Consider the following 25,052-nt stretch of genomic DNA (forward strand, 5'->3'; position numbering starts at 1 on the left):
CCCTCATAGCCAGCAGGCCGAGGGCAATCAATCAATCAGTCTTCAATGTACTGAAAATACTCCCGCCGGAGGCGGACCCCGCTCAGAACCAGTTGCCAACCGAGAGGGTCACCGGACCGGAATTGACGCTCACGCCACCATGCACCCCGTTGGTGCCGATTCCGATTGTCGTGTTCATGGTCGGCGGCACGGGTTCACCATCCACGCCGCAGGCCGCAACCAACGCCATCACACCCAAGGCAACAAGAACGCGCATCACATGATTCCCTTTCATCGAGCTGCCCCAAGTCTACAGCGCCCCACGCCTGGCCGCAAAGCCATGCGCGGCCTGACGCCCAAAGTTCAGAATGTCACCCCGACCCGCGCCTGTCCGCTCACGGTAACACCAGTCTCCGGTTTCGGCGCGGGTGGTGTCGCCGAAGGGGCAAGCGGCGGGGCGCTGCACGCGGCAACGCCCAGGACCAGCGCCAGAAGGATCGCCGCGCGCATCAAAGCGCCTCTTTCCAGCGGGCCACCTGCTCCAGAACCCGCACCGGCGACGTGCCGCCATAAGAGGTGCGCGAGGCCACCGAGTTATGCACGCCCAGAACGCCAAAGACATCCTCGGTGATCGCACCGTGAACCGAGGTCATATCCTCCAGCGACAGATCAGGCAGGTCACAGCCGCGCGATTCGGCCATCGCCACAAGGGTTCCGGTTACGTGGTGCGCATCGCGGAACGGCATGTTCAGCGCCCGCACCAGCCAGTCCGCCAGATCGGTCGCGGTCGAGAACCCGCTGCCCGCCGCCGCCTCGAGCGACTCGCGGTTGGCGGACATGTCCTTGACCATGCCTTCCATCGCCGCCAAAGCCAGCATCAGGTTGTCGGCGGCATCAAAGACCTGTTCCTTGTCTTCCTGCATGTCCTTGGAATAGGCCAGCGGCAGCCCCTTCATCACCATCAACAACGCGGTATTGGCACCAAAAATCCGGCCGATCTTGGCCCGGATCAGCTCGGCCGCATCGGGGTTCTTCTTCTGCGGCATGATCGACGATCCGGTCGAGAACCGGTCCGACAGGGTCACGAAACGGAACTGCGCCGAGGACCAGATCACCAGCTCTTCGGCAAACCGGCTCAGGTGCATGGCACAGATCGACGCCGCCGCCAGAAACTCGAGCGCAAAGTCACGGTCCGAAACCGCATCGAGCGAGTTCGCCGCCGGACGGTCAAAGCCCAGCGCCTCGGCGGTCATGTGGCGGTCGATCGGGAAAGACGTCCCCGCCAGCGCCGCCGCACCCAGGGGCGATTCGTTCATCCGCTTGCGGGCGTCTTCAAAGCGGCTCTTGTCGCGGCCGAACATCTCGACATAGGCCATCATGTGATGCCCCCATGTCACCGGTTGCGCGGTCTGCAGGTGGGTAAAGCCCGGCATCACCCAATCCGCACCGGCTTCGGCCTGCGCCAGAAGCGCCCGGATCAGCGCCTCGACACCGGAAATCGCCGCGTCGATCTGGTCGCGCACCCACAGTTTGAAGTCGGTCGCCACCTGGTCGTTGCGCGACCGTCCGGTGTGCAGACGTCCCGCCGGCTCGCCGATGATCTCTTTCAGACGCGCTTCCACGTTCATGTGGATGTCTTCCAGCGCGGTCGAGAATTCGAACTTGCCGGTCTCGATCTCTGACAAGACCGTGAGAAGCCCTTCCCTCATCGCCTCGGCGTCGCTATCTGTCACGATGCCTGTCGCGGCCAACATCGCCGCATGGGCCCGCGAGCCTGCAATGTCCTGCGCCGCCATCCGCTGGTCGAACCCGATCGAGGCGTTGATCGCCTCCATGATTGCGTCCGGTCCGGCGGCGAAACGGCCGCCCCACATCTGGTTCGAGGTATCTTTGGTCATGGTCTGCCCTTCGGAGGGAAATGGAATGTCGAAGTCCGCGCTGGTTTACATGGGCAAGGCCCTCTGTGCAATTGCGGCGATTGCCTTAGTTTTCATCGTGAATACCGCTCCCGGCGCATCTGCCGCCGACATGAGCGAAATCACCGAGATGCGCGAGGGCGACATGCGCAAGCTGATCGTCCACAAGGAACCACGTCCGGTCTCGTCCAAGGCCTTCGAAGATGCCAATGGCAATGCCATGACCCTGGCCGACTATCAGGGCAAGATCGTGCTCTTGAACTTCTGGGCCACATGGTGCGCCCCCTGCCGTCACGAAATGCCGATGCTGTCGGAACTGCAAACCGAACTGGGCGGCGATGACTTCGAGGTCGTGACCCTCTCCACCGGTCGTGGCCCCCTGCCCGCCATCAAGAAATTCTTCGACAGCATCAACGTCGACAACCTGCCCATGCACCGCGACCCCAAGGCCAACCTGGCCCGTGAAATGGCTGTCCACGGCCTGCCGGTGACGGTCCTGCTCAACCGCGACGGTCAGGAAATCGGTCGCCTCATCGGTGATGCCGAATGGAACAGCGACAACGCCAAGGCCATCCTCGCCCGCGTGATCGAAACCTCCAAGTAAACGCGCCTGCGCCTCCCCCGCGGGGGCGCAGCAACCGCCTCAGTTCGTCGACTGCGGCAACCGGTTCACAGGCCCCCTGCGATCCTCCCGTGCCGGCTCGGCCCGCTCCCCAGCCTCAACCGACGCGTCCATCCGCCTTTCCAGCACCTTCAAAGCGCTCCAGCCAACGGCGAACAGGCCCAGCAGAAAACCGGCCAACAAAACCCCGAACAATACCCGCATCACACCAAACTCATCCGTAGAACCGTGGCGCTCAACCACAACCCTAGGTTTCACAAGAATTTGGCAAAACTTTGAAATCACATGAAATGATTTCGAAAATCACGGGCCATCTTCACCCGACGGCCCCTGAAGTTCTGGATAGCGTCACGACTGGTCGGTCAGGTCCTGCGCCAGCATCAGGGCGTTGCCGTCCGGGTCATAGAAGGTGGCCGTCTTGACCATGCCTTCGATCACCTCGGTCGGCCCGTCAAACCCCACACCCGCACCTTCCAGCGTGCTGCGCGCCGCGTCGATGTCGGCGATTCCGAAAACCGGCACACAGTTGCCCGGGGCAGGTTCGATCTGTTCACCAAAGCCGATGGTCACCCCCGCCGTGCGGGTGGCAATCTCCGACCAGCCCGCCTCATCCGCGTGATACAGCGTCTCGAACCCCAGCATGTCGGCATACCACTTGGCACTGGCATGGCGGTCCTTCACCGACATGGCGATGGTAATCGTGTCTTGCAAAGAAATCAGCGACATCATCTTTTCCTCTGTCTGAAAATGTATTAACTATACTTTATGGACATTGCAGCCCTTGTCAACATCACCTCCCGCGCCTGGACCCTGCCCATCCTTGCCAGGCTCCACGAGGGGACACAGGCCAGACAGGCGCCCCTGCTTGCGGCCACGGGGGCAGGCCGCACCGCCTTTGCCCAAAGCCTGCAACACCTGATCGACATCGACCTCATCGAGCGCAACCCCGGCCACGGCCACCCGCTGCGCCCCGAGTTCCGCCTGACAGCTCAAGGAATTGAGGCCGCCGCCCTGGCCCATGCGGTACATCAGGCGACCACCCCTGCCGGTCTCCCCCTCCTGCGCCGCACATGGGTTCTGCCCATCCTAAGCACCCTGCAAGCCCCCCGCCACTTCAACGAGATCGGCAGGCACCTCGGCCGCATCACCGACCGCGCCCTGTCGCAATCGCTCAGGATCATGGAAGATCACGAATGGGTCCTGCGCGACGTCAGCACCGCATCGCGCCCGCCAAGACCGCTCTACAGCCCGATCAATACCGGCCTCGCCCTCAGCCGCATCGCGGCCCCCCGCATCACCCTGTCGCCCTAGCGGGTCATCAGATACTCGGCCACCGCCTGATAGGCCGGCAGCGAGGTCGGATCGATGAACCCGTTCTGCGCCTTCGGGTAAGAGGCCAGCCTTACCAGAACCATCTCGGCCGTGGGATCGACATAGATCGTCTGGCCGTGCACCCCCCGCGCCGCAAAGGCCCCGTGTGGATTGTGGAACACCCACCACTGGCTTGTGTAGCTGCCGCCCTCAAGGGTCGGAAAACCCGCGAACTTGGCCGGATCACCCCCGGCCGCAATCCTGCGCACCACCTCGGCGGGGAACAGCCGCGTACCGTTGATCTCGCCCTGGTTCAGCATCAGCATCCCCAACCGGCCGAGATCCCGCAGCCCCGCCGTCACACCGCCACCGGCAAAGGGCACCCCCTTGCCATCCACCGTCTGATAAGCGTCCTGCTCGGCCCCCATGCGCCGCCACAGACGCTCGGATGCAAGCTCGGTCACCGACTGTCCCGTGACGCGGCTGATGATCCAGCCAAGCATGTCGGAATTGATGGTCTTGTAATGAAAGGCCTCCCCATGCGCGCCCTCGGGTTGCACCTGTTGCAGGTATTGCCAATACCCGTCCGGCCCCTCGTAGCCTTCGGGTTTCGGCAGCGGGCTGGCCGCGCGGGAATACAGCCAGATATCGGCCTCGGGGTCCGAATAATCCTCCGAGTATTTCACCCCCGTCGTCATATCCATCACCTCGCGCACCGTGGCGCTGGCAAAGGCGCTCCCTTCGATCTCGGGAATGAGATCACGCACAAGCGGGGTCTCGTCCAGCACCCCCTCGGCCACGAGGATTTCCCCCAGAAGGCCGGTGATCGACTTGGTCATCGACATGATCGCGTGTTTGCCGTCTTCCTCCAGACAGCCGAAATACCGCTCGTAGACCACCTGCCCCTTGTGCAGGATCAGCATCCCGTCGGTGTAATTGGCATAAAGCGACTCGTCCCAGGTCATCTCGGCATCGCTGTTCATCGGCACAAAGGTCAGCGCGTCGATCTCGGCCCGCATCTCGGCAAAAGCCGCAGGCGACGGGTAATCAAGCGGCACCGGCGCCCCGATCCCGCGGCTGATCTCTTCGGTGGGCAGGAACTCGCGAAGATGGCACACCGACCAGCGCAGCTTGGGGAAACTGAAATAGTTCGAATCAGGCTGCGTGATGATCTTGTCCGCAGGCGGTGGAAACCCCTGCATCCACCCCATCACCCGCGGATCCGATTGCCGCGCATCCAGCGTCTCGGCCCGCGCCATGCCAACAGTCAGCCCCACACCAAGGGCCGCACCAGCGAAAACCGTGTTCTTGAAAAGTGTCATTTGGAAATTTCTCCCGATGGCAGGGCCAAATCACGCCCTCTCTTCCCAAAATTTAGAGCATCCCCCCCTGTCGTCCACCGCGCGCGCCACAAACGAACGTGCAAGCCCTGCGACAATTCTCATTGACGCAATCCGCATTCTCAGGCACCAGTTTGCGACGATGGTTCCCCAAGGTACGCCAAGGGGATGAAAAGGGAATGCGGTGCGGCCAACCACGGCCAAATCCGCAACTGCCCCCGCAACTGTAAGCGGTGAGCAACGCCACGATCCACTGGCCGACAGGCTGGGAAGGGTGGCCGCGCCATGACCCGCAAGTCAGGAGACCTGCCATCATCTGTTCAACCAACCCGGGACGGGGTGTCCTGGAAGGAGGCTAAGATGACGCGTTCCTTGCGTTTTGACATGACTGGCACCTTCCCTCCCCGCATGGCGACAGGCGGAGCGGGACATGAGCGATCATCCTGACCACTTTCTTCTGATCTGCGACACCTGCAAAAGCCAGGCCCACGCACAAGCACTGTCCGACCGTCTGTCCGGCACCCTGCCCGACGGGTTTGCCATTCGGCTGGTCTCCTGCATGGCAGGCTGTGACCACGGCCAGACCGTCGGGTTTCAGGCCCCCGACAAGGCGCAATACCTGTTCGGCGAGATTGAGACCCGCGCAGATCTTGACGCTTTGGCAGCGTTCGCGCGCCAATACCGTGATACGCCGGACGGCTGGACCAATGCCACCAACCGGCCACGCGCCCTGTTCAGGAAAACCCTGTCACGCATGCCCGCCCTTCCGTCGGGGGGCACCTCATGACAGACACCGCCTTTCTCTCGGTCCAGAACGTCAGCTTCCGCACCCCGAACGGCAACACCCTGCTGCACGACGTCTCTTTTGACGTCGACGAAGGGGCGATCCTTGCCATCGCCGGCCCCAACGGTGCCGGAAAAACGACGCTGCTCAAACTCCTCTGCGGTCTCGAGCCCGCGTCCGACGGTGACATCTGGATCAAGGGGCAGAACCTGAAACAGCTGTCCGCAATGGAACGCGCCCGCACCATCGCCGTGGTCAGCCAGCAAGAAGCCCCCGACGGTCGCCTTACCTTGCGCGACTATGTGGCACTGGGCCAAATCCCGATCCGCGCGGATGCCTCGCAGGACGACAACGCACACGACCTTGACCGCATCCTCGACCTGACCCGCCTCAGGGGACTCGCCTCGCAGAAGATGGGTCGCCTGTCCGGCGGCGAACGGCAACGCGCCCATATCGCCCGCGCTCTGGCCCAGAACCCGTCGCTGCTGTTTCTGGATGAACCCACCAACCACCTCGACCCCGATGCCAAGGGCCGAATGCTGTCTCTCGTGGCCGATCTCGGCATCACCGTGGTGATGATCCTGCACGACCTCGTGCTGATCCCCGAGTTCGCCACCCATGTCGCGTTGATGAAGTCGACCCGCCTCGCCGCCTTCGGCCCCACAGGGGACGTTCTGACACCGGACAACGTCCTCGCAACCTTCGGCGTCGATTACCTGCAACTCCCGCATCAGGGCCGCATCATTCCGGCCCTCGACATCCGCAAAACGAACACCAAAACCTAAAAGGAAATCCCCATGATCCCCAAACTCTGGCCTGCCGCAATTATCGCCGCTCTGGCCACCAGCGCGACCGCCGGCGGCATGACCGTCGACAACTGCGGCGAACCGCTGACCTTCGAGAAGGCACCGGAACGTCTTGTCGTACATGACATGAACATGACCGACATGGCCTTCGCGCTTGATCTTCAGGACAAGATCGTCGGCCTCACCGGCATCACCGGCTGGTACAAGACCAGCCCGGAATTCGACACCCTGCGCGGCGACATCCCCGAGCTCGCGCCGAAATACCCCACCGTCGAAAACCTCGTGGCCGCCCAACCCGACCTGTTCTTCGCGGGCTGGTACTATGGCATGAAACCCGGCGGCGAAGTCACCCCTGACACCCTCGCCCCCTTCGGCATCAAGACCATGATCCTGACCGAAAGCTGCGTCCACCTCGACAAGAACCGCCCCCAGGCCAGCATGGACCTCCTGTTCAACGACGTCCTGCGCCTCGGCAAGGTGATGCAGGTTGAGGACAAAGCCGCCGCGCTGGTCTCCGGCTGGCAAGACGAGTTGGCCGCGATCGAAGCGAAAACCGCCGACCTCGCCAAACCGCGCGTCTTCCTGCTAGATGGTCCTGCCGATGCCCCCTTCACCGCCGGCAAATTCGCCATCCCCGACGCGATGATTGCCGCCGCCGGTGGCGAGAACATCACCCACGGTATGGACACCAGCTGGGGCCGCACTTCGTGGGAAACCGTTGCCGCCGCCAATCCGGAATTCCTCGTCCTGCTCGACTACCAGACGGGCAACGGCGCCGAGGACACCTTCAAGTTCCTTCAGGAACATCCGGTGATGTCGCAAACCGACGCCGTCAAGAACGCCCGATGGATCGGCCTGCGCTACGAAGAGCTAACCCCGGGGCCGGCAAACATCGCCGCGATCTCGAAAATGGCCAAGGCCATGCACCCGGGCCTGAACTGATATGGGCCGCTTCGGCCTCATAACCTTCGCGGGGGCGGTCATCCTGATCGCCCTCGTCCTGCTGTCGGCCGCCTATGGCACGACATCCATTCCCCTGTCCGAGACCATCGCCGCAATCGCGCTTGGCACCGGCCTCACCGAAGGCGACATGTCGCCCCTGCACCGCATCGTCTTTGACCTGCGCCTGCCGCGTGCCCTGTTTGCCGCCGTCATCGGCGCGGGCCTCGGGATCGTCGGCGTTGTCCTGCAAACCACGACCCGCAATGACCTTGCCGATCCATTTCTCTTCGGCCTCTCCTCCGGTGCCGCCGCCGGGGCCGTCTTTGTCATCACCGTAACAGGCGACATCCTTGGCCTCTGGACCCTGCCGCTTGCCGCCTTCTGCGGTGGCCTGATCGCCTCCGGCATCGTTCTCGCCCTTGTCCACGGCCTGCGCATGAGCGCCCCCGAAAAGCTCATCCTCGCAGGCCTTGCGGTCTCCTTCCTGTTCTCGGCCATCACCAACTACCTGATCTTCGCCGGCGACAGCCGCGCCGCGCATTCGGTGATCTTCTGGATGCTGGGCGGCCTCGGCCTTGCCCGCTGGGAATCCTTCCCCCTTGTCTGCACCGGCCTTGCGCTTATCCTCGCCTATGCCCTCTACCGCAACCGCTGGCTTGATGCGCTGCTCACCGGAGACCTGACCGCGGCAACCCTCGGCGTCCCCGTTCAGGGCCTGCGCTTTCGCATGTTCTTTGTCGCCGCCCTCGCCACCGCCGTCTTTGTCTCGGTCGCCGGGGTCATCGGGTTTGTCGGCCTAATGGTGCCCCACATCGCCCGCGGCATCGTCGGCCCGCTGCACCGCCACCTTGTTCCGGCCGCCGCCCTGATCGGCGCCATGCTGCTCACCGGCTCCGATATCCTCAGCCGCCTCCTGCTTGCACCACAGGAACTGCCCGTCGGCATCGTCACCACCTCGCTTGGCTCGGCCTTCGTCTTCCTGATCCTGTTCCGGGCCAGCAAGGCAGACAGATAAACGCCGCTGCGTTGACGCCACGCCACCTTTGACAGCCCCCTCTGCCTGCCACTTACTTGGGCAAGGGAGAGAGACACATGCCATTGGAGATATTGGGACCACTGGTTGTTCTGGGCATCGCGGGAATCGCGTTGCTCCTGCACCGGCTGGGCCTCACCGCCCCGCGCCACTTCCGCTCCGAAGACGACGTCCGCAGGGCCTGGGCGCGGGAATTTCCCAATACCCCGCCGCAAGACATCCTGATGTCGAGTGACGCCAAGGCGGCGCTGATTCTTCTCGGCAACCGCGCGGGCCTCACCTGGTGCTTTGGCGACGATACCGTCTCGCGCCTGCTGCGGGATCACGAGACCACCATTACCCCCTCCGGCCTGCGCATAGACCTTCCCGATTTCGGCGCGCCGCAGGTAGAGATCACCCTGACCACGGCAGACCTCGCAAAATGGCAGGAGGCCATGAACAGCCTATGACAGATACCCTCACATACCCCGATGTCGTCAGCCTCGCCGTGCCCTTCTTCATCGCCGCCATCCTGTTCGAACTGATCTGGATTCGCAGCACCGGCAAGGGCGGCCGCTACGAGACCCGCGACGCCATCACCTCGCTCATCATGGGTGCGGGCAACGTGGCATCGGGCATCCTTCTGGGCTTCATCGCCTGGGGCTTCTTCATGGTCCTTTGGGAAATCACCCCCCTCGACCTCGGAACAAGCTGGTGGGTGGTGCTGATCTGCTTCGTTCTCGACGACCTGCGCTACTACTGGGTGCATCGCTTTGGCCACCGCGTCCGCTGGGTCTGGGCCAGCCACGTCAATCACCATTCGTCGCAGCACTACAACCTGACCACCGCGCTGCGCCAGACATGGACCTACACCTTCACCTTCATGATGGTTGTCCGCGCGCCGCTGATCCTTGTCGGCTTCCATCCGGCCATGGTGCTGTTCTGCGGCGGCCTGAACCTGATCTACCAGTTCTGGATTCACACCGAGGCAATTAACAAAATGCCCCGCTGGTTCGAAGCCATCATGAACACCCCCTCGCACCACCGCGTGCACCACGGCCGCAACCCGCGCTACCTCGATTGCAACTATGCCGGCGTCTTCATCATCTGGGACAAGATCTTCGGCACCTTCGTGCCCGAACAGGACCACGACAAAGTCGATTACGGCCTCGTCCACAACCTCGGCACCTTCAACCCGCTGCGCGTTGCCTTCCATGAATGGGTCGCCATCTTCAAGGACATGTCCCGCAAGGGCCTCACCCTGCGCGAACGCCTGCTCTATGCCGTCGCCCCTCCGGGCTGGAGCCACGACGGCAAGCGCATCAACGCTGAAAAGATGAAAGCCAACCACCTCAAACGCCACCCCGAAGACGCGGGCACGCCGGGCTTTCAATAAGTCCGGCCGTGCGCCGCCTTAATGTCACCCGGGTGGCAGGCTGCACCGTCGCAATACCGACGTAATACCGACGTGGCACCGACGCGCGGTTTTTGCCTGTTTTCGCCTTTAACCTTTGAGTCGCGGAAAGGGGTTTTCCCGCGCAAAAGCCGCCACTTTTTCATGGCAGGGACAGCCCACAAGGTGGTCATTCACCATCCCCACCGCTTCCATGAAGGCATAGACAATCGTCGGCCCGCAAAACTTGAACCCGCGCTTCTTGAGATCCTTGGATATCGCCTGTGAAAGCGGTGTCTGCGTCGGCACATCCGCCTGCGTCACCCAGCGGTTCTGAAGGGGGGCAAAATCGACGTGTTTCCAGAGGTAGTGGTCAAAGCCCTCCTCGGCCTCGATCTCCTGCCAGACGCGGGCATTTGCGATGGTGGCCTCGATCTTGCCCCTATGCCGGATGATGCCGGGATTCTCCAGCAGGCGCAGCACCTCACCCTCGCCCCATTCGGCAATCACATTGGGATCAAACCCCTGAAAAGCCTCGCGAAAGTTCTCGCGCTTCTTCAGGATGGTGATCCAGCTCAACCCCGCCTGAAACCCGTCGAGGATCAGCTTTTCCCATAGCGCACGGCTGTCATACTCCGGCACGCCCCAATCCGTGTCGTGATAGTGGATGTAGATTTCTTCCGGCCCGGCCCAGCCACATCTTTCGTTCATCCCGCATCCCCGCTCAATTCGTCTCAAATCACGCCTTTAGGCGCTTGTTTACGGATTAGGCGGCATTCTTGCGCAAACCGCAACATGGGAAGGCATATGGGACAGCCGCGCAAAACCTCCGACATCCCTCCGGGACAGGAAGATCCCCTCTCTTTCGCCCTCTCCCGCCGCGACGCCCGCACGCTCGACATGGTGCGTGAGGCGATCCACCACAAACAGGTGCTTTTGGCCTATCAACCCGTCGTTCGCGCCACCGACATGCGCACCCCCGTTTTTCACGAGGCCCTCCTCCGCGTCCTCGACGAAACCGGCCGCATCATCCCGGCCCGCGAATTCATGGGTACGGTCGAAGACAATGAACTCGGTCGCCAGCTGGATTGCCTGTCTCTCGAATTCGGCCTCGACACGCTGGCCGCCCATCCCGATCTCAAGCTATCCATCAACATGTCCGCCCGCTCCATCGGCTATGGCCAATGGCTCAAGATACTGAATTCAAAAACGAAAACCCGCCCGGATGTTGCCGAGCGGCTGATCCTCGAAATCTCGGAACCCTCCGCCATGCAGGTACCGGAACTGGTAGTCGACTTCATGGATGACCTCAAGGCCAGAGGCATTTCCTTCGCGCTTGACGACTTCGCATCGGGCTTTACCAATTTCCGCTATTTTCGCGAGTTCTTTTTCGATATTCTCAAGCTCGACGGCCAATTCACCCGCAACATCCACGCGGATACCGAGAATCAGGCCATTGCTGGTGCACTGGCCTCAATGGCCAGAAAGCTCGACATGTTCACCGTCGCCAGCCGGGTTGAACACCCCGAGGACGCACAGACGCTCGCGGCTCTCGGGTTCGACTGCCTCCAGGGATTTCTCTTTGGAGCACCGACTGTTTCGCCCTCCTGGAAATCAAAGAAATGATCAAAAAGCGTCAAAAGATGAAACATTCTTGCGCCTGAGACAGAGTGTCCGTTGCCGCAATGCGGCGAATCCGCTATGGAACGCGACAAAGGCACGGAAGACCGCTTGTTTTAATGGGCGCGACCCAACACCTTTGACCTTGTCATTTGGTAGAGGACAAACACATGACCAACGTAGTTATCGCCTCGGCAGCCCGTACCGCTGTCGGCAGCTTTGGCGGCTCGTTCGCCAACACTCCCGCACACGATCTGGGTGCCACCATGCTCAAGGCTCTGGTGGAACGCGCCGGAGTCGACGCATCCGAGGTTTCCGAAACCATCCTCGGTCAGGTTCTGACCGGTGGTCAGGGTCAAAACCCCGCCCGTCAGGCCCACATCAACGCCGGCTTCGCCAAGGAAAGCGCCGCCTGGGGCATCAACCAGGTTTGTGGCTCGGGCCTGCGCGCCGTTGCTCTGGCAGCACAGCACATCCAGTTGGGTGACGCATCGATCGTAGCCGCCGGTGGTCAGGAAAACATGACCCTCTCGCCCCACGTTGCGCACCTGCGCGCGGGCACCAAGATGGGTGACGTGAAATACATCGACTCGATGATCCGCGACGGTCTGTGGGATGCCTTCAACGGCTACCACATGGGCCAGACCGCCGAAAACGTTGCCGAACAGTGGCAGATCAGCCGCGACGCTCAGGACGAATTCGCCGTCGGTTCGCAAAACAAAGCCGAAGCCGCCCAGAAGGCCGGCAAGTTCGCCGACGAAATCGTTGCCCACACCGTCAAGACCCGCAAGGGCGACATCGTGGTCGACAGCGACGAATACATCCGCCACGGCGCCAACCTCGAAGCCATGGCCAAGATGCGCCCGGCCTTCACCAAGGACGGCACCGTTACCGCGGCGAACGCATCGGGCCTCAACGATGGCGCCGCTGGCGCCCTGCTGATGACTGCCGAAGAAGCCGAGAAGCGCGGCATCGAACCTCTGGCCCGCATCGCCTCTTACGCCACCGCCGGCCTCGACCCGTCGATCATGGGCGTTGGCCCGATCTACGCATCGCGCAAGGCACTGGACAAAGCCGGCTGGGCCGTTGGCGATCTGGACCTCGTTGAAGCCAACGAAGCCTTCGCCGCACAGGCCTGCGCCGTGAACAAGGACATGGGCTGGGATCCGGCCATCGTGAACGTGAACGGCGGCGCCATCGCCATCGGTCACCCGATCGGCGCATCGGGCGCACGTATCCTCAACACCCTGCTGTTCGAAATGAAGCGTCGCGACGCCAAGAAAGGCCTCGCAACCCTCTGCATCGGCGGCGGCATGGGCGTGGCAATGTGCCTTGAGCGCCCCTAATTTGCGCGCCCTGCAACGATGATTCTCATAAGGGCGCCTAAAAAGGCGCCCTTTTTCGTACCAGTGACATCCTTTTATTGCATCCAATTGCCAGAAATAGCTGCGTTGCGGCAAAAAGCGCACGCAACAATGTTGCACACACAGCAATTTCTGCGTAACAGAATTACTTGAAGACATACGCCAGACTGGAGGAAGACCATGGCAAGAGTAGCACTCGTAACCGGCGGTTCGCGCGGCATCGGTGAAGCGATTTCGAAAAAACTGCAAGCCGACGGTTACACTGTTGCCGCCACTTACGCGGGTAACGACGAGGCCGCGGCCAAGTTCACCGCAGAGACCGGTATCAAGACCTACAAGTGGAACGTCGGCGACTATGAAAGCTCGGCCGCAGGCATCGCCAAGGTCGAAGAAGAGCTGGGCGCGATCGACGTTGTCGTCGCCAACGCGGGCATCACCCGTGACGCAGCCTTCCACAAGATGACCCCGGAAATGTGGCAGCAGGTGATCGACACCAACCTGACCGGCGTGTTCAACACCGTTCACCCCGTATGGCCCGGCATGCGCGAGCGTGGCTTTGGCCGCATCATCGTGATCTCGTCGATCAACGGCCAGAAAGGCCAGGCCGGCCAGGTCAACTATGCCGCCACCAAAGCGGGTGACCTCGGCATCGTGAAATCGCTGGCCCAGGAAGGCGCGCGCAAAGGCATCACCGCCAACGCAGTCTGCCCCGGCTACATCGGCACCGAGATGGTTCGCGCCATTCCCGAGAAGGTTCTGAACGAGCACATCATCCCGCAGATCCCGGCAGGTCGCCTCGGCGAGCCGGAAGAAATCGCACGTTGCGTGGCGTTCCTCGCCTCTGACGATGCGGGCTTCATCAACGGCTCGACAATTTCGGCCAACGGTGCCCAGTTCTTCGTCTGATCCGCATCAGACACGAAAACGCAAAGGGCCGGTCCTGCGACCGGCCCTTTCCTTTTGCACCGTAAGTGTTCGGCAAACCGAACTCAGCGGCACGGCTCCGTAAGAACCGGCTGGTTCAGCGGAACATTGCGGGATCGGAACACCCAGGCCAGGATCTGGCCAAACACCTTGGCACGTTCCTCATGGGCCGCCTGCATGGCAGCGTGAATGCGGGGATTTGCGGTCGCTTCAGTCATTTCCAGGCCTCCTTGGGCAAGCATCATTGAACTGAAACCAATATGCGCCTGTGTATTAAAACCTACAAACGAGACTTTTCAGGCATTCAGTTAAGCTGTACTTAAGTGAATATGTCTGATCGTCTCCCTCCCCTGACAGCCCTGCGCGCCTTCGAGGCCGCCGCGCGTCACATGTCGTTCGCCAAGGCCGCCGAGGAATTGCACGTCACCCCGGCAGCGCTGTCCTTCCAGATCAAGTCACTCGAGGATCACCTTGGCGCGCCGGTTTTCCACCGCCTGAACCGCGCCGTGGAACTGACCGAGGCTGGCCGCGCTCTTGCCCCGGGCGTCACCGATGGGTTCCAGTCCCTCAACACCGCCTGGCGCAGTGCCCAGCGCCTGACCAACGAGGTCACGCTGATGGTCACCGCCGGCCCTGCGTTCACCGCGAAATGGCTGGCACCCCGTTTCTATGAATTTGCCCGCGCTCATCCCGACATCGACCTGCGTTTCTCGGCCACGCTGCGCAATCTCGACTTTGCCCGTGACGAAGTTGATGTGGCCATCCGCTTCGGTCTCGACCAACAGGACCCGGGCCTCTGGATGCACCCGCTGGCTGGCGAATGGGTGGTGCCCGTGATGACACCGGACATGGCAGAGCGTTTCCCGACGCCCGAGTCCCTGCGCAACGCAACCTTGATCCACGACGAATCCATCGCCTTCCTGCGCCCACAGGTGGATTGGGCAGCTTGGTTCCGCTTGATGAACCTCGACATAGACGCCGCACACGGCCCACGCTTCAACGGCGCAGATCACTCCATCGACGCGGCCCTTGCCGGCGCGGGAGTGGCCCTCGGTCGTCGTGCGCTCGTGGTCAAGGACATCGACGAAGGCCGCCTTGTCGCGCCATTTCCCCATGCCATCGGCCTACAGGCCCGTTTCCGCTTCCTCTGCCGCGAGGGGACGGAAAACCGCCCACATATCGCGGCCTTCCGCGAATGGATGCTTGACGAAATCGCCAAGCTGACGCCAGTTACCGAGGCACTGACCATCACCCCGATCGAGGACATCCCCCCGCCATGACCCCCACCCGCGCAACTGCCATTGGTTTCGTTGCCGTCCTTCTCTGGTCGCTTCTGGCCCTGTTCACCGTGGGCACGGCACCCACCCCGGCGCTGTTGCTAAACGCGATCTGCTTCAGCATCGGCGGCACCATTGGCCTGATCTGGACATGGCGCACCGGCGGATTCGCCAAACTGCGGCAGGTCAGCTGGAAAATCTACGCCTTCGGAACACTGGGCCTGTTCGGCTACCACGCCCTCTATTTCAGCGCGCTGCGCCTTGCCCCCGCCGCCGAAGCCGGGCTGATCGCCTACCTCTGGCCGCTCCTGATCGTGCTGTTTTCGGGTCTGCTACCCGGTGAACGCCTGCGCAAAGGGCACCTGCTCGGGGCGGTCTGCGGTTTTCTCGGCGCGGCCCTGATCATTCAAGGCGGCAGCGGCGGCTTCAACGCCGAGGCCCTGCCCGGTTACCTGCTCGCCCTGCTCTGCGCCCTCACATGGTCCGGCTATTCCGTCCTGTCACGCCGTATCGGCGACGCCCCCACCGACACCGTCGCCGTCTTCTGCGTGGCAACCGCGATCCTCTCGGCCCTTATGCACGTCGCACTGGAAGTCACCGTCTGGCCTGCGGGAACCCTTGGCTGGGCCTCTGCAATAGCCCTTGGCCTCGGCCCTGTTGGCCTTGCCTTCTATGTCTGGGATATCGGGGTGAAACGTGGCGACATTCAACTGCTCGGCACCGCCTCCTATGCGGCTCCGCTCTTGTCGACACTGGTTCTGGTGGGGGTTGGGATTGCCGAGCCAACCTGGATGCTATTGGCGGCGACTGTCCTGATCACTGGCGGCGCGGTCATTGCCGCGCGCGCCAGCCTGAAGGCTTAAGCCGAGACCGAAAGACGCTCGATCTCTTCCTTGAGCTTGAGTTTCTGTTTCTTCATTTCAACAATGTCGAGATCGCTCGAACCGGGCGAGCGTTGTTCATTTTCGACTTGTTCCGAGAGGGCTTCGTGTTTGCGTTTCAATTCTTCCAGATGCGAGCTCACGCTCATAGGAGTCCTCCTCTCAATTGAGTTTTTTATCAGCCAGACCAGTGCAGCACACTTTTTCCGGTCTGTCACGCGGCAAGCGCATCAATTTGGCGACACTAAGTGGATTTGTGCCGAAAAACCTGCCGCCTTCATGAATCTTTCGTAGAAACCTGCCGCGAACAGCCTTGTTTCCTTGGGGATTCGCGCACCCTCCCCGACCGGAAACCATGCCATAAATCCACGGAATACCCGCTTTCCAATCAATGCAATCCTGCCCTCAAAGCGGGAAAGCCAGCGCCGCACCATCACGCAAAACGGCCCGGACGGGTTTGGAATAGTCCTCGCCATCCTGCAAATGCGCCGCGCCCTCGTGCAACATTACCGCCGCATGCAGACGAAACGCCGCCCGCCCGCCCTTGCGCCCGCGCACCAGAACAAGGTTGGCCTCTCGTCCCGCGCGCGCCTGCATGGGCAGTACCTGAAGCGATCCCAACCGCCCCTGCATGGCCCCAAGCAGATCGGGCAGCCGCTCGGCCCGATGGATGAAGGTGGCAAACCCCTTCGGCGCCAACCGCCGCGCAGCCACATCCACCCAGACCTCGAGCGGCGTATCCTCTCCCATTGCCACCTCGCGCCCGGCATCCGTGGCTGCGGTGCTGGCCGTGCGGTCGAAATAGGGCGGGTTGGCAATCACGTGATCAAACTGCCTCTGCCGCAAGTCCGCTGGCATCTCGGACAGGTCACAGGTCACCACCTGCATCTGCTGCCCGTTCACCTCCGCGTTATCACGCGCCAGATCGGCATAAGCCGCCTGCACTTCCACACCGAGAATCGAAAGGCCTGCCACCCGCCATCCAAGACATAAGGAGGCCGTACCAACCCCGCACCCCAGCTCAAGCACCGATTGTCCGGCCCGCGCAGGAACCGACGCCGCGAGCAACACCGGATCAACGCCAGCCCGATACCCCCGCGCCGGCTGGCGGATCGTCACCCGCCCATCAAGATAGGCATTTTCGGTGGTCTCCATCGCCTCAGCGCCCCAGGGGAATATCGTTGTCGCGCATCGCCCGTTCAGCGGCGGCAAGATCGTCCGTCCGCACCATCAACCGACGCTGGAAAACCCCGATCCCGCCTTCCAGAACGCTCATATTTACGTCCATTTCAAAGCAGTCTATACCCTCCCCTCGAAGGAGTGCTTGGGCAAAGGCGATGATCGTCGGGTCGTTGCTACGCAGAAGCTCTTTCATATCTGGGGATGTAAGGGCAGGTCTGACCCAATGTCGAGACCTGTGACAGGGAAGTGATGGGTTTGGATCAAGCTGCCACAAAACCGCATGAGGCGCTCAGCGCCCTTTTGGCCTCTGAACTTGAGGCCGTGAACACACTCATCACGGAACGGATGGCCAGCGAACACGCCCCCCGAATTCCCGAAGTGACAGCCCACCTTGTCGGGGCTGGCGGCAAGCGCCTGCGCCCGATGCTGACCCTCGCGGCCGCCCGCCTCTGCGGCTATGACGGCCCCTACCACATCCACCTCGCCGCCACCGTGGAATTCATCCACACCGCGACCCTGCTGCACGATGACGTGGTCGACGAAAGCGCGCAGCGCCGCGGCCGCCCCACCGCCAACCTCTTGTGGGACAACAAGTCCTCGGTTCTGGTCGGTGACTACCTGTTCTCGCGCTCGTTCCAGCTGATGACGGAAACCGGCTCGATCGACGTGCTGCGCATCCTGTCGAACGCCTCGGCCACCATTGCCGAAGGCGAAGTGCTGCAACTCACCGCCGCACAGGACCTGCGCACCGACGAAAGCATCTACCTGCAAGTGGTGCGCGGCAAGACCGCCGCCCTGTTCTCGGCCGCAACCGAAGTCGGCGGCGTCATTGCCGATGCCGATCCGGCCCATGTTCAGGCGCTGTTCGATTACGGCGACGCGCTTGGCATTGCCTTCCAGATCGTCGATGATCTGCTCGACTATCAGGGCGACACCAAGGCCACCGGCAAGAACGTCGGCGACGATTTCCGCGAACGCAAGCTGACCCTGCCGGTTATCAAGGCCGTGGCCAAGGCGGACGACGCCGAGCGCGCCTTCTGGGTCAAGACCATCGAAAAGGGCAAACAGGACGAGGGCGATCTAGAACACGCCCTGTCGCTGCTCAACAAGCACGACACCCTGTCCGCCACCCGCGAAGACGCGCTGGCCTGGGCGGCCAAGGCAAAAGACGCCATCGCCACCCTGCCCGACCATGAAATCCGCACCCTGCTGATTGATCTGGCCGATTACGTAGTGGCCCGCGTCAACTAAGCTTGGTCGCCACAACCCACCAGTCGGGGTTGTCCTCGGCAATACGCAGCGCCGCCTCACGGGCGGCGTTTTGCGTTTCATAGATCCCGAAACACGTCGCGCCCGACCCCGACATCCGCGCCAGCAGCGCGCCGTCCAAAGCCTCCAGAACCCTGTCGATCACCGGCTCTACCACCCGCGCGGGCGGCTCAAGGTCATTGCGCTGTGTCGCCAACCACGCGCAGAACGGCACCACACCCAATCCGGCAGGGATCGCCCCCATCGGCGGATTGTCCTTGGTTGCCAGCGTCTTGAAAACGGCTGGCGTGGGAACCTCCACGCGCGGATTGACCAGAACCGCAGGCAATTCCGGCACATCGGCCACCGGCGCAATCTCCTCTCCGATCCCGCGCATCGTGGCAGCCCGCGCCAGCGTACAAACCGGCACATCCGCCCCAAGCGAAAGGCCGCGATCTTCGGGCATCTCCGCCCCAAGCATCTCGCAGACCGCCCGCATCACCGCAGCCGCATCAGACGACCCACCACCAATTCCCGCCGCCGCAGGCAGGTGCTTTTCAAGCGTGATACGCGCCTCTGCCCCCAGCGCCTCCACCGCGCGCCAGACAAGGTTGCGGCCATCGGTTGGCACCCCTTCGGACAGGGGGCCGGTCACCTGCAAAGACATCTCACCGGGCGCACAGGTCACCCGATCACCGACAACGGCAAACACCACCAGCGAATCCAGAAGGTGATAGCCATCTTTGCGCTGGCCGGTCACATGCAGGGTCAGGTTGATCTTGGCGGGCGCAAATGCCTCAGTCGCCATCGGCCACCTTCAGGGGCGCTGCGCCCTCTTCCTCGAGCACCAGATCAAGCCCCACTTCCAGCTTGCGGCGGATGCGGTCCGGCTTGGCCTCTTCCTCGGTTTCTTCATCCACGAAAGACAGCGCACGCCGCCACTGGAACTCGGCCTCCAACACCCGGCCAACAGCCCAGTACACATCGCCAAGGTGATCGTTCACCACCGGATCCACCGGCATCAACTCGGCCGCCCGCTCCATATGCTCAACCGCCTCTTCATAGCGGCCAAGACGGTACAGCACCCAACCAAGGCTGTCGACGATATAGCCGCTGTCCGGCCGTGCCGCGACGGCACGCTCGATCATGTCCAGCGCCTCGTCCAGCTTGATCTGCTTCTCGACCAGCGAATAACCAAGATAGTTCAGAACCTGCGGCTGCTCGGGGCGCAGCTCAAGCGCCGCGCGAAAATCTGCTTCGGCCTTGTCCCACGCGCCCGTGCGCTCGTGGCAGATGCCACGGGCATAGAGCAGGAACCACTTTGAATTGTCGGCCTCGTCCGCAAGGTCCAGCGCCCGGTCATAGGCTTCGGTTGCCGCCTCATAGTCGCGCTGCTGACGGAACAAATCGCCCAGCGAGGAATGCACGATCGACAACTCTCCGTGGCTGCGGGCCAGTTGCTCCAGCACCTCGATCGCCGCCTCGTCCTTGCCCGACCGGCGCAAGGCATCCGCCCGCCCCAGTTCCGCCGCGTGATACGATGGGTGATCCGCAGGCACTTTCTTGTAGGTCTCTGTCGCCAGCTCATACCGGCCCAGTTCCTCAAGCAATCCTGCGGTCAGCAAAAGCGCCTCGAAATGATCCGGGCGCAGGTACTCGGCGGCCCGCGCATAAAGCAGCGTATAATCCGGCGAGGCCTCATGCTGGAGCGCGTTGCCGATGCTGTAGAACACCTCGGCAATCCCGTCCGTGGCACTGCGGATATAGGTAAAGGGGATCATCTTGCCCGACGTCAACGCATCATGTGTCGCCCGCAGGCTCGGATCCAGATCGCCGCCGAACATGTCGTCAAGCAATTGGATCGCGTCGGCATTCCGGTCAAGCTGGCTCAAGACTTCCGCCATCGCCATCACCGCGCGGCGCGTCAATTGAACCGCCCCCTGCCCTTCGTTCGAAAAAATCTCGTTCGCGCCCTCGTAGTCCCCGACGGATGCCAGCGCGAGGGCCTTCTGGTAGGCCGCGAACCCCGCAAGACCCGGCTCTTCACCAACCTGATCGAACTCGGCCAGCGCCTTGGAAACATCGCCGTCCCCAAGATGCGCCCAGGCCTTGATCAACCCATCCGCCAGCGGACCGATGCTCTTGCCATCCTCGATGTCCGCCAGAAGGTTCGAAAACTCGCCCCGCTGTGCCTGCCCCGTTGCCAGAACAAGATTGGCCAACTGGCTTTCCTGCTCTTCGGCCACAAGCTTGCGCGCAATCGGCATCGCCCCGTCCAGCCGCCCAAGCGACAGGTACGCCAGAACCGCACTCTCAAGGATTTTCGGGTTCGACGGATCGCGCGCCAGAGCCCGCGCATAGTAGCGCGCCGCCGCCTCGTAGTCGCTCGCAAAGGCCGCTTGCCGCGCTGCAAGGTAACTGCCCGACAACCCGTCGGCAGCCACCGGAACGGCCGTGGTGGCCAACAGCAGGGAAAGGGTAAGTTTGCGGATCAGGGAACTGGACACGGGCGGCTCCTTCAAAGGCACGTCCCGCAAAAGGTACTCACCCGACCAAGGCTGTGCAATGGCACAAAGCTGCAGATCACGCGGGTTTCACCTCTTGCGATGCCAGTTTCGGCACATCCACGCTCACCCCAGGGATATGCGCGCCCTGGCAATGCCCATGGCCATCACCCCCGAGGCCAGAAGGAAATACCCGGCGACACCGAAAAACTGCACCTCAAGCCCCACGCCAATGTCGATCAACCACCCCGTCAGCCCCGGCCCGATGGCCGACCCAAGCACCATCACAGCCGCCGCAAGCGCCTTGATCGCCCCGATATGCGCCGTGCCATAGAACTCGGCCCAGAAGGCCGCGGGCAATGTGGCATTCGCGCCCGTGGTCATCGCGAACAGAACAAACCCAACCGCCATTGCACCCGGCCCATAGGCCACGGAAAACACGAGGAAGGCCGCGACCATCGGCAGTTGGAAATACGGCATCAGCCGCCCCGTCCCCACCTTGTCCAGCGCCCAGCCCGAGGCAATCATCGCCGCAATCGACACCAGCGTATAAAGCGGAAAGAAGGCCACCAGCTGCACGTGGCTCCAGCCCTTGATCTCGGCAAAATGCACCTGGTGAAAGAAGAACGCCGTAACAAAGGCCGATGGTCCGAGAACCGAAGGCACAAGGGTCCAGAACAGGGGATGGCGCAACGCCTCACGCCGCCGCCAATGCCGCCCCTCCATGCCGGTATTGCTGTCCCCGTTGGCAAGCATCTGCGGCGTGCGTTCCTTACCCAGAAGCCAGAACAGGATCGGCCCGCCCATCAGGCACAGCACCGCCCCGATCAGCCACAGAAGACGCCAGTCAAACAACACCATCAGCGCCACGAAGATCAGCGGCAACAGCGCCTCACCCACCGAGAACCCCAGGGTGGCAATCGACAGCGCCCGCCCCCTCTGCGCCACGAACCAGCGCGCCATCGCCACCACCGCGATATGGCTGCTCATGCCCTGCCCAAAGAACCGCAGGGCAAAGATCACCGCCGGCAACAGCGCCGCATAGGGGTTCACGGCCATCGCCACACAGGCCAGCGCAAGCCCGACAAGGATCACCGGCCCAAGGCCGCGCACCCGGAACACATCGGTCAGGCTACCGGCCCAGACCATGACCAGCGCCGAGAGCGACGTCCCGATCATGTAAAGACCACCCCACTCCCCGTGGCTCAGATCAAAGGCCTCACGGATTTCACCGGCGAAGATCGAAATGAAGAAGGTCTGCCCGAAACTCGACAGGAAGGTCAGAAGCACCCCGACCGTCAGATAGGGGGCATTCTCGAAAAGAAAGGCACGCATGTTCATCGGCCAAAGCGTTGCCCCGCGCCCCGAGTCGACGCAAGCAGAATGTCACCGCCATCAGGGCAAAGAAAAAGGGCCGCCCAAAAGCAGCCCTTCCCCCAAGATCCAAATCGGATCACATGTTCGGATAGTTCGGGCCGTCGCCACCCTGCGGGGTGACCCAGGTGATGTTCTGGCTCGGGTCCTTGATGTCACAGGTCTTGCAGTGAACACAGTTCTGGAAGTTCACCACGAACTCGGGCTGGCCGTCTTTCTCGACGACCTCGTAAACGCCCGCCGGGCAATAGCGCTGCGCCGGTTCGTCGAATTTCGCAAGGTTCACGTTGATCGGCACCGAGGCATCCGCCAGGCGCAGGTGGCACGGCTGGCTTTCCTCGTGGTTGGTCATCGCGAAGGACACGTTGGTCAGGCGGTCAAACGACAGCTTGCCATCGGGCTTGGGATAATCGATCGGCTTGTGCTTGTCGGCGGCTTCGGTCGAATCCGCGTCGTTCTTGCCGTGACCCAACGTGCCGAACAGCGAGAAACCAAGCGTGTTGGTCCACATGTCCAGACCACCCAGCGTCAGCGATGCCATCAGGCCCCACTTCGACCAGATCGGCTTCACGTTGCGCACTTTCTTGAGGTCTTTGCCGATGGCGCCGGTACGAACTTCTTCTTCGTAGGCGGTCAGCTCATCACCCGAACGGTCAGCCTTGATCGCTTCAACAGCCGCTTCCGCCGCCGCGATACCAGACAGCATCGCGTTGTGGTTGCCCTTGATGCGCGGCACGTTGACCATGCCCACCGAACAGCCCAGCAGAGCCGCACCCGGAGCCACCATCTTCGGCATCGACTGATAGCCACCTTCCGAGATCGCACGCGCGCCATAGGCCACGCGCTTGCCGCCTTCCAGCAGCTCGGCAATCATCGGGTGATGCTTGAGGCGCTGGAATTCCATGTAGGGGAAGAGGTGCGGGTTCTTGTAGTTCAGGTGAACCACGAAACCGATGTAAACCTGGTTGTTGTCGAGGTGGTAGATGAACGAGCCACCACCAGCATTCGAACCCAGCGGCCAGCCCATGGTGTGGGTAACGGTGCCTTCCTTGTGCTTGGCCGGGTCGATCTCCCAGATCTCTTTCATGCCAACGCCGAACTTCTGCGGCTCTTTACCCGCCTGAAGGTCGTATTTGCCGATGATTTCCTTGGCCAGCGACCCGCGCACACCTTCCGAGATGAACACGTACTTGCCGTGCAGCTCCATGCCCGGTTCGGTGTTCGGGCCGATCGAGCCGTCTTCTTCCAAACCGAAGACACCGGCAACAACGCCTTTGACTTCACCGTTGTCACCGTAGACCAGTTCCGAACACGCCATGCCGGGGAAGATTTCCACGCCCAGCTCTTCCGCCTGCTCTGCCATCCAGCGGCAGACGTTGCCCATCGACACGATATAGTTGCCGTGGTTGTTCATCAGCGGCGGCATCGGGAAGTTCGGGATGCGCACTTCGCCAGCTTCACCCAGCATGTAGAAGTTGTCTTCTTTCACCGGCACCGTGATCGGGGCACCCTTGTCCTTCCAGTCCGGAATCAGCTTGTCGAGACCGCAGGTGTCGAGAACCGCACCCGACAGGATGTGCGCGCCCACTTCCGAGCCCTTTTCAAGGACCACGACGTTCAGGTCGGCATCCAGTTGCTTCAGACGGATCGCCGCCGACAGACCCGCAGGGCCTGCACCGACGATGACAACGTCATATTCCATTGCTTCGCGTTCGATCTCGGACATCCGGCTTCCTTCCTCGAGTGGCTGGAGAAATATTGTTTCGCAGTTGCTAGCGCGTCTGGGAACAAAACGTCAATCGGAACGCGACAGGAAAGTGCCGTTTAACGGACAGAACGCTGGGGAATTCGACAGTTTTTTCCTCCGTCCGGCTCAGGGATGGTCCTGCTGCAGGTGAAAATGCCCCAAATTGCGTGAATCACCGTATTTTTACGGTCTCCCGCCTTTTGAGCAGCCCCGCATCGAAACCCGGATGCCGCGACGCAGAAAGTCCGCTTTTACTTGCATTCACATTCGCGTTTGGGTCAGGTATTTGCACCGCTGAATTCCGAGGTCTGCGCGCCACGGACGCAAGAACAAGAAAGTGTGATAGCAACTCATGGAAAAACTCCCGATGACGCGCGCCGGTTTCACGGCGCTGGAAGCGGAACTGAAACATCTGAAGTCGGTCGAACGCCCCGCCATCATCGAGGCCATCGCCTCGGCGCGTGAACTTGGCGACCTCAAGGAAAACGCCGAGTATCACTCTGCCCGCGAAAAGCAGGGCTTTATCGAGGGCCGCATCAAGGAACTCGAAGGCGCGATTTCGCTGGCCGATGTCATCGACCCGACCACGCTCTCCGGCTCGATCAAGTTCGGCGCCACCGTCACCCTTGTCGACGAAGACACCGACGAGGAAAAAACATGGCAGATCGTCGGCGAGATGGAAGCCAACGTTGAAAAGGGCCTCCTCAACATCAAGTCGCCCATCGCGCGCGCGCTGATTGGCAAGGAAGAAGGCGACAGCGTCGAGGTCCGTACCCCCGGCGGAGAAAAAAGCTACGAGGTGCTTGAGATCGCCTATAAATAGGGG

General features: G+C 62.0%; 30 protein-coding genes and 1 riboswitch. Of the genes, 15 read left to right on the forward strand and 15 right to left on the reverse strand.

Annotated features, from left to right (window positions below; genetic code table 11):
- Positions 1 to 82: 82 nt before the first annotated feature.
- From NNA36_RS01370 to argH, 3 genes are all read right to left on the reverse strand, one after another.
- Positions 83 to 256, reverse strand: a complete 174-nt coding sequence (locus tag NNA36_RS01370) for a hypothetical protein (RefSeq protein ID WP_255104402.1) — start codon at positions 254 to 256, stop codon at positions 83 to 85.
- 86 nt (positions 257 to 342) lie between these two features.
- Positions 343 to 489, reverse strand: a complete 147-nt coding sequence (locus NNA36_RS01375; protein ID WP_255103541.1) for an argininosuccinate lyase — start codon at positions 487 to 489, stop codon at positions 343 to 345.
- Entirely contained in the window at positions 489 to 1,877 is a 1,389-nt protein-coding gene (argH, locus tag NNA36_RS01380) for an argininosuccinate lyase (RefSeq protein ID WP_255103543.1), read from the reverse strand. The genes NNA36_RS01375 and argH overlap by 1 nt, the downstream gene beginning before the upstream one ends.
- A 130-nt stretch (positions 1,878 to 2,007) precedes the next feature.
- On the opposite strand from argH, the gene NNA36_RS01385 reads away from it, so the two are divergent.
- Positions 2,008 to 2,499 carry a TlpA disulfide reductase family protein gene (locus tag NNA36_RS01385; protein ID WP_255104378.1) on the forward strand — a complete coding sequence of 164 codons (492 nt, stop codon included), beginning with the start codon at positions 2,008 to 2,010 and terminating at the stop codon, positions 2,497 to 2,499.
- 39 nt (positions 2,500 to 2,538) lie between these two features.
- Here NNA36_RS01385 and NNA36_RS01390 read toward each other — a convergent pair whose 3' ends face one another.
- Both NNA36_RS01390 and NNA36_RS01395 read right to left on the reverse strand, forming a co-directional pair.
- A complete protein-coding gene (locus NNA36_RS01390; protein ID WP_255103544.1) occupies positions 2,539 to 2,721 on the reverse strand; it encodes a hypothetical protein in 183 nt (60 codons plus the stop codon).
- A 144-nt stretch (positions 2,722 to 2,865) separates the two neighbouring features.
- Positions 2,866 to 3,243, reverse strand: coding sequence for a VOC family protein (locus NNA36_RS01395; RefSeq protein WP_255103545.1), 378 nt, complete (start codon positions 3,241 to 3,243; stop codon positions 2,866 to 2,868).
- 39 nt (positions 3,244 to 3,282) lie between these two features.
- On the opposite strand from NNA36_RS01395, the gene NNA36_RS01400 reads away from it, so the two are divergent.
- Positions 3,283 to 3,828 (forward strand): helix-turn-helix domain-containing protein, encoded by a 546-nt coding sequence (locus tag NNA36_RS01400; RefSeq protein ID WP_255103546.1) that lies wholly within the window; start codon positions 3,283 to 3,285, stop codon positions 3,826 to 3,828.
- Here the strand turns inward: NNA36_RS01400 and NNA36_RS01405 are convergent.
- Positions 3,825 to 5,150 (reverse strand): serine hydrolase, encoded by a 1,326-nt coding sequence (locus tag NNA36_RS01405; protein WP_255103548.1) that lies wholly within the window; start codon positions 5,148 to 5,150, stop codon positions 3,825 to 3,827. The two genes, NNA36_RS01400 and NNA36_RS01405, sit on opposite strands and share 4 nt — an antisense overlap.
- A 144-nt stretch (positions 5,151 to 5,294) precedes the next feature.
- Positions 5,295 to 5,497: riboswitch (cobalamin riboswitch) on the forward strand.
- Between the two features lie 101 nt (positions 5,498 to 5,598).
- Between NNA36_RS01405 and NNA36_RS01410 the strand changes: the two genes are divergently transcribed.
- The 6 genes from NNA36_RS01410 to NNA36_RS01435 all read left to right on the forward strand — a co-directional run bounded on the left by NNA36_RS01410 (position 5,599) and on the right by NNA36_RS01435 (position 10,108).
- The gene (locus NNA36_RS01410) at positions 5,599 to 5,955 is read left to right on the forward strand and encodes a DUF1636 family protein (protein ID WP_255103549.1); all 357 of its coding nucleotides are present in this window, start codon (positions 5,599 to 5,601) and stop codon (positions 5,953 to 5,955) included.
- Positions 5,952 to 6,737, forward strand: a complete 786-nt coding sequence (locus NNA36_RS01415; protein ID WP_255103551.1) for an ABC transporter ATP-binding protein — start codon at positions 5,952 to 5,954, stop codon at positions 6,735 to 6,737. Before NNA36_RS01410 ends, NNA36_RS01415 begins: the two co-directional genes overlap by 4 nt.
- Positions 6,738 to 6,749: 12 nt before the next feature.
- Positions 6,750 to 7,700, forward strand: a complete 951-nt coding sequence (locus NNA36_RS01420; protein ID WP_255103553.1) for an ABC transporter substrate-binding protein — start codon at positions 6,750 to 6,752, stop codon at positions 7,698 to 7,700.
- A 1-nt stretch (position 7,701) separates the two neighbouring features.
- A complete protein-coding gene (locus NNA36_RS01425) occupies positions 7,702 to 8,715 on the forward strand; it encodes an iron ABC transporter permease (protein ID WP_255103556.1) in 1,014 nt (337 codons plus the stop codon).
- 77 nt (positions 8,716 to 8,792) lie between these two features.
- Positions 8,793 to 9,182 (forward strand): hypothetical protein, encoded by a 390-nt coding sequence (locus NNA36_RS01430; RefSeq protein ID WP_255103558.1) that lies wholly within the window; start codon positions 8,793 to 8,795, stop codon positions 9,180 to 9,182.
- Positions 9,179 to 10,108 (forward strand): sterol desaturase family protein, encoded by a 930-nt coding sequence (locus tag NNA36_RS01435; RefSeq protein ID WP_255103559.1) that lies wholly within the window; start codon positions 9,179 to 9,181, stop codon positions 10,106 to 10,108. The genes NNA36_RS01430 and NNA36_RS01435 overlap by 4 nt, the downstream gene beginning before the upstream one ends.
- A 108-nt stretch (positions 10,109 to 10,216) precedes the next feature.
- Here the strand turns inward: NNA36_RS01435 and NNA36_RS01440 are convergent, their stop codons facing one another.
- Positions 10,217 to 10,816 carry a DNA-3-methyladenine glycosylase I gene (locus tag NNA36_RS01440; RefSeq protein ID WP_255103560.1) on the reverse strand — a complete coding sequence of 200 codons (600 nt, stop codon included), beginning with the start codon at positions 10,814 to 10,816 and terminating at the stop codon, positions 10,217 to 10,219.
- Positions 10,817 to 10,912: 96 nt separating this feature from the next.
- Between NNA36_RS01440 and NNA36_RS01445 the strand changes: the two genes are divergently transcribed.
- The 3 genes from NNA36_RS01445 (at position 10,913) to phbB (ending at position 13,995) form a co-directional block, all read left to right on the forward strand.
- The gene (locus NNA36_RS01445; protein ID WP_255103561.1) at positions 10,913 to 11,731 is read left to right on the forward strand and encodes an EAL domain-containing protein; all 819 of its coding nucleotides are present in this window, start codon (positions 10,913 to 10,915) and stop codon (positions 11,729 to 11,731) included.
- A 164-nt stretch (positions 11,732 to 11,895) separates the two neighbouring features.
- The gene (locus NNA36_RS01450) at positions 11,896 to 13,071 is read left to right on the forward strand and encodes an acetyl-CoA C-acetyltransferase (RefSeq protein WP_255103562.1); all 1,176 of its coding nucleotides are present in this window, start codon (positions 11,896 to 11,898) and stop codon (positions 13,069 to 13,071) included.
- Positions 13,072 to 13,269: 198 nt separating this feature from the next.
- Positions 13,270 to 13,995, forward strand: a complete 726-nt coding sequence (phbB, locus tag NNA36_RS01455; RefSeq protein ID WP_255103563.1) for an acetoacetyl-CoA reductase — start codon at positions 13,270 to 13,272, stop codon at positions 13,993 to 13,995.
- Between the two features lie 83 nt (positions 13,996 to 14,078).
- Here phbB and NNA36_RS01460 read toward each other — a convergent pair whose 3' ends face one another.
- Complete coding sequence (locus tag NNA36_RS01460) at positions 14,079 to 14,231, reverse strand: hypothetical protein (RefSeq protein WP_255103564.1); 153 nt, start codon at positions 14,229 to 14,231, stop codon at positions 14,079 to 14,081.
- A gap of 111 nt (positions 14,232 to 14,342) precedes the next feature.
- On the opposite strand from NNA36_RS01460, the gene gcvA reads away from it, so the two are divergent.
- Together gcvA and NNA36_RS01470 are read left to right on the forward strand one after the other, a co-directional pair.
- On the forward strand, positions 14,343 to 15,293 hold the full coding sequence (gene gcvA, locus NNA36_RS01465; RefSeq protein WP_255103565.1) for a transcriptional regulator GcvA: 951 nt from the start codon (positions 14,343 to 14,345) through the stop codon (positions 15,291 to 15,293).
- Positions 15,290 to 16,153, forward strand: coding sequence for a DMT family transporter (locus NNA36_RS01470; protein ID WP_255103566.1), 864 nt, complete (start codon positions 15,290 to 15,292; stop codon positions 16,151 to 16,153). Before gcvA ends, NNA36_RS01470 begins: the two co-directional genes overlap by 4 nt.
- Here the strand turns inward: NNA36_RS01470 and NNA36_RS01475 are convergent.
- From NNA36_RS01475 to NNA36_RS01485, 3 genes are all read right to left on the reverse strand, one after another.
- Positions 16,150 to 16,320, reverse strand: a complete 171-nt coding sequence (locus NNA36_RS01475; RefSeq protein ID WP_255103568.1) for a YdcH family protein — start codon at positions 16,318 to 16,320, stop codon at positions 16,150 to 16,152. The two genes, NNA36_RS01470 and NNA36_RS01475, sit on opposite strands and share 4 nt — an antisense overlap.
- 256 nt (positions 16,321 to 16,576) lie before the next feature.
- Complete coding sequence (locus NNA36_RS01480) at positions 16,577 to 17,326, reverse strand: tRNA1(Val) (adenine(37)-N6)-methyltransferase (protein ID WP_255103570.1); 750 nt, start codon at positions 17,324 to 17,326, stop codon at positions 16,577 to 16,579.
- 4 nt (positions 17,327 to 17,330) lie between these two features.
- A complete protein-coding gene (locus tag NNA36_RS01485) occupies positions 17,331 to 17,546 on the reverse strand; it encodes a DUF2007 domain-containing protein (RefSeq protein WP_255103573.1) in 216 nt (71 codons plus the stop codon).
- Positions 17,547 to 17,602: 56 nt separating this feature from the next.
- Here NNA36_RS01485 and NNA36_RS01490 point away from each other — a divergent pair, with 56 nt between their 5' ends.
- Positions 17,603 to 18,604 (forward strand): polyprenyl synthetase family protein, encoded by a 1,002-nt coding sequence (locus NNA36_RS01490; RefSeq protein ID WP_255103575.1) that lies wholly within the window; start codon positions 17,603 to 17,605, stop codon positions 18,602 to 18,604.
- Here NNA36_RS01490 and NNA36_RS01495 read toward each other — a convergent pair.
- The 4 genes from NNA36_RS01495 to NNA36_RS01510 all read right to left on the reverse strand — a co-directional run bounded on the left by NNA36_RS01495 (position 18,597) and on the right by NNA36_RS01510 (position 24,205).
- A complete protein-coding gene (locus NNA36_RS01495; RefSeq protein ID WP_255103577.1) occupies positions 18,597 to 19,409 on the reverse strand; it encodes a 4-(cytidine 5'-diphospho)-2-C-methyl-D-erythritol kinase in 813 nt (270 codons plus the stop codon). The two genes, NNA36_RS01490 and NNA36_RS01495, sit on opposite strands and share 8 nt — an antisense overlap.
- Positions 19,399 to 21,108: a tetratricopeptide repeat protein gene (locus NNA36_RS01500; protein WP_255103578.1), complete on the reverse strand. Its 1,710-nt coding sequence runs from the start codon at positions 21,106 to 21,108 to the stop codon at positions 19,399 to 19,401. The genes NNA36_RS01495 and NNA36_RS01500 overlap by 11 nt, the downstream gene beginning before the upstream one ends.
- Before the next feature lie 123 nt (positions 21,109 to 21,231).
- Entirely contained in the window at positions 21,232 to 22,446 is a 1,215-nt protein-coding gene (locus NNA36_RS01505) for an MFS transporter (protein ID WP_255103580.1), read from the reverse strand.
- A 112-nt stretch (positions 22,447 to 22,558) separates the two neighbouring features.
- On the reverse strand, positions 22,559 to 24,205 hold the full coding sequence (locus NNA36_RS01510; RefSeq protein WP_255103582.1) for an electron transfer flavoprotein-ubiquinone oxidoreductase: 1,647 nt from the start codon (positions 24,203 to 24,205) through the stop codon (positions 22,559 to 22,561).
- Between the two features lie 373 nt (positions 24,206 to 24,578).
- On the opposite strand from NNA36_RS01510, the gene greA reads away from it, so the two are divergent.
- A complete protein-coding gene (gene greA, locus NNA36_RS01515; RefSeq protein ID WP_255103585.1) occupies positions 24,579 to 25,049 on the forward strand; it encodes a transcription elongation factor GreA in 471 nt (156 codons plus the stop codon).
- Positions 25,050 to 25,052: the final 3 nt, after the last annotated feature.

This window comes from Shimia sp. CNT1-13L.2 (genome assembly GCF_024331145.1).
Lineage (GTDB): Bacteria > Pseudomonadota > Alphaproteobacteria > Rhodobacterales > Rhodobacteraceae > Shimia.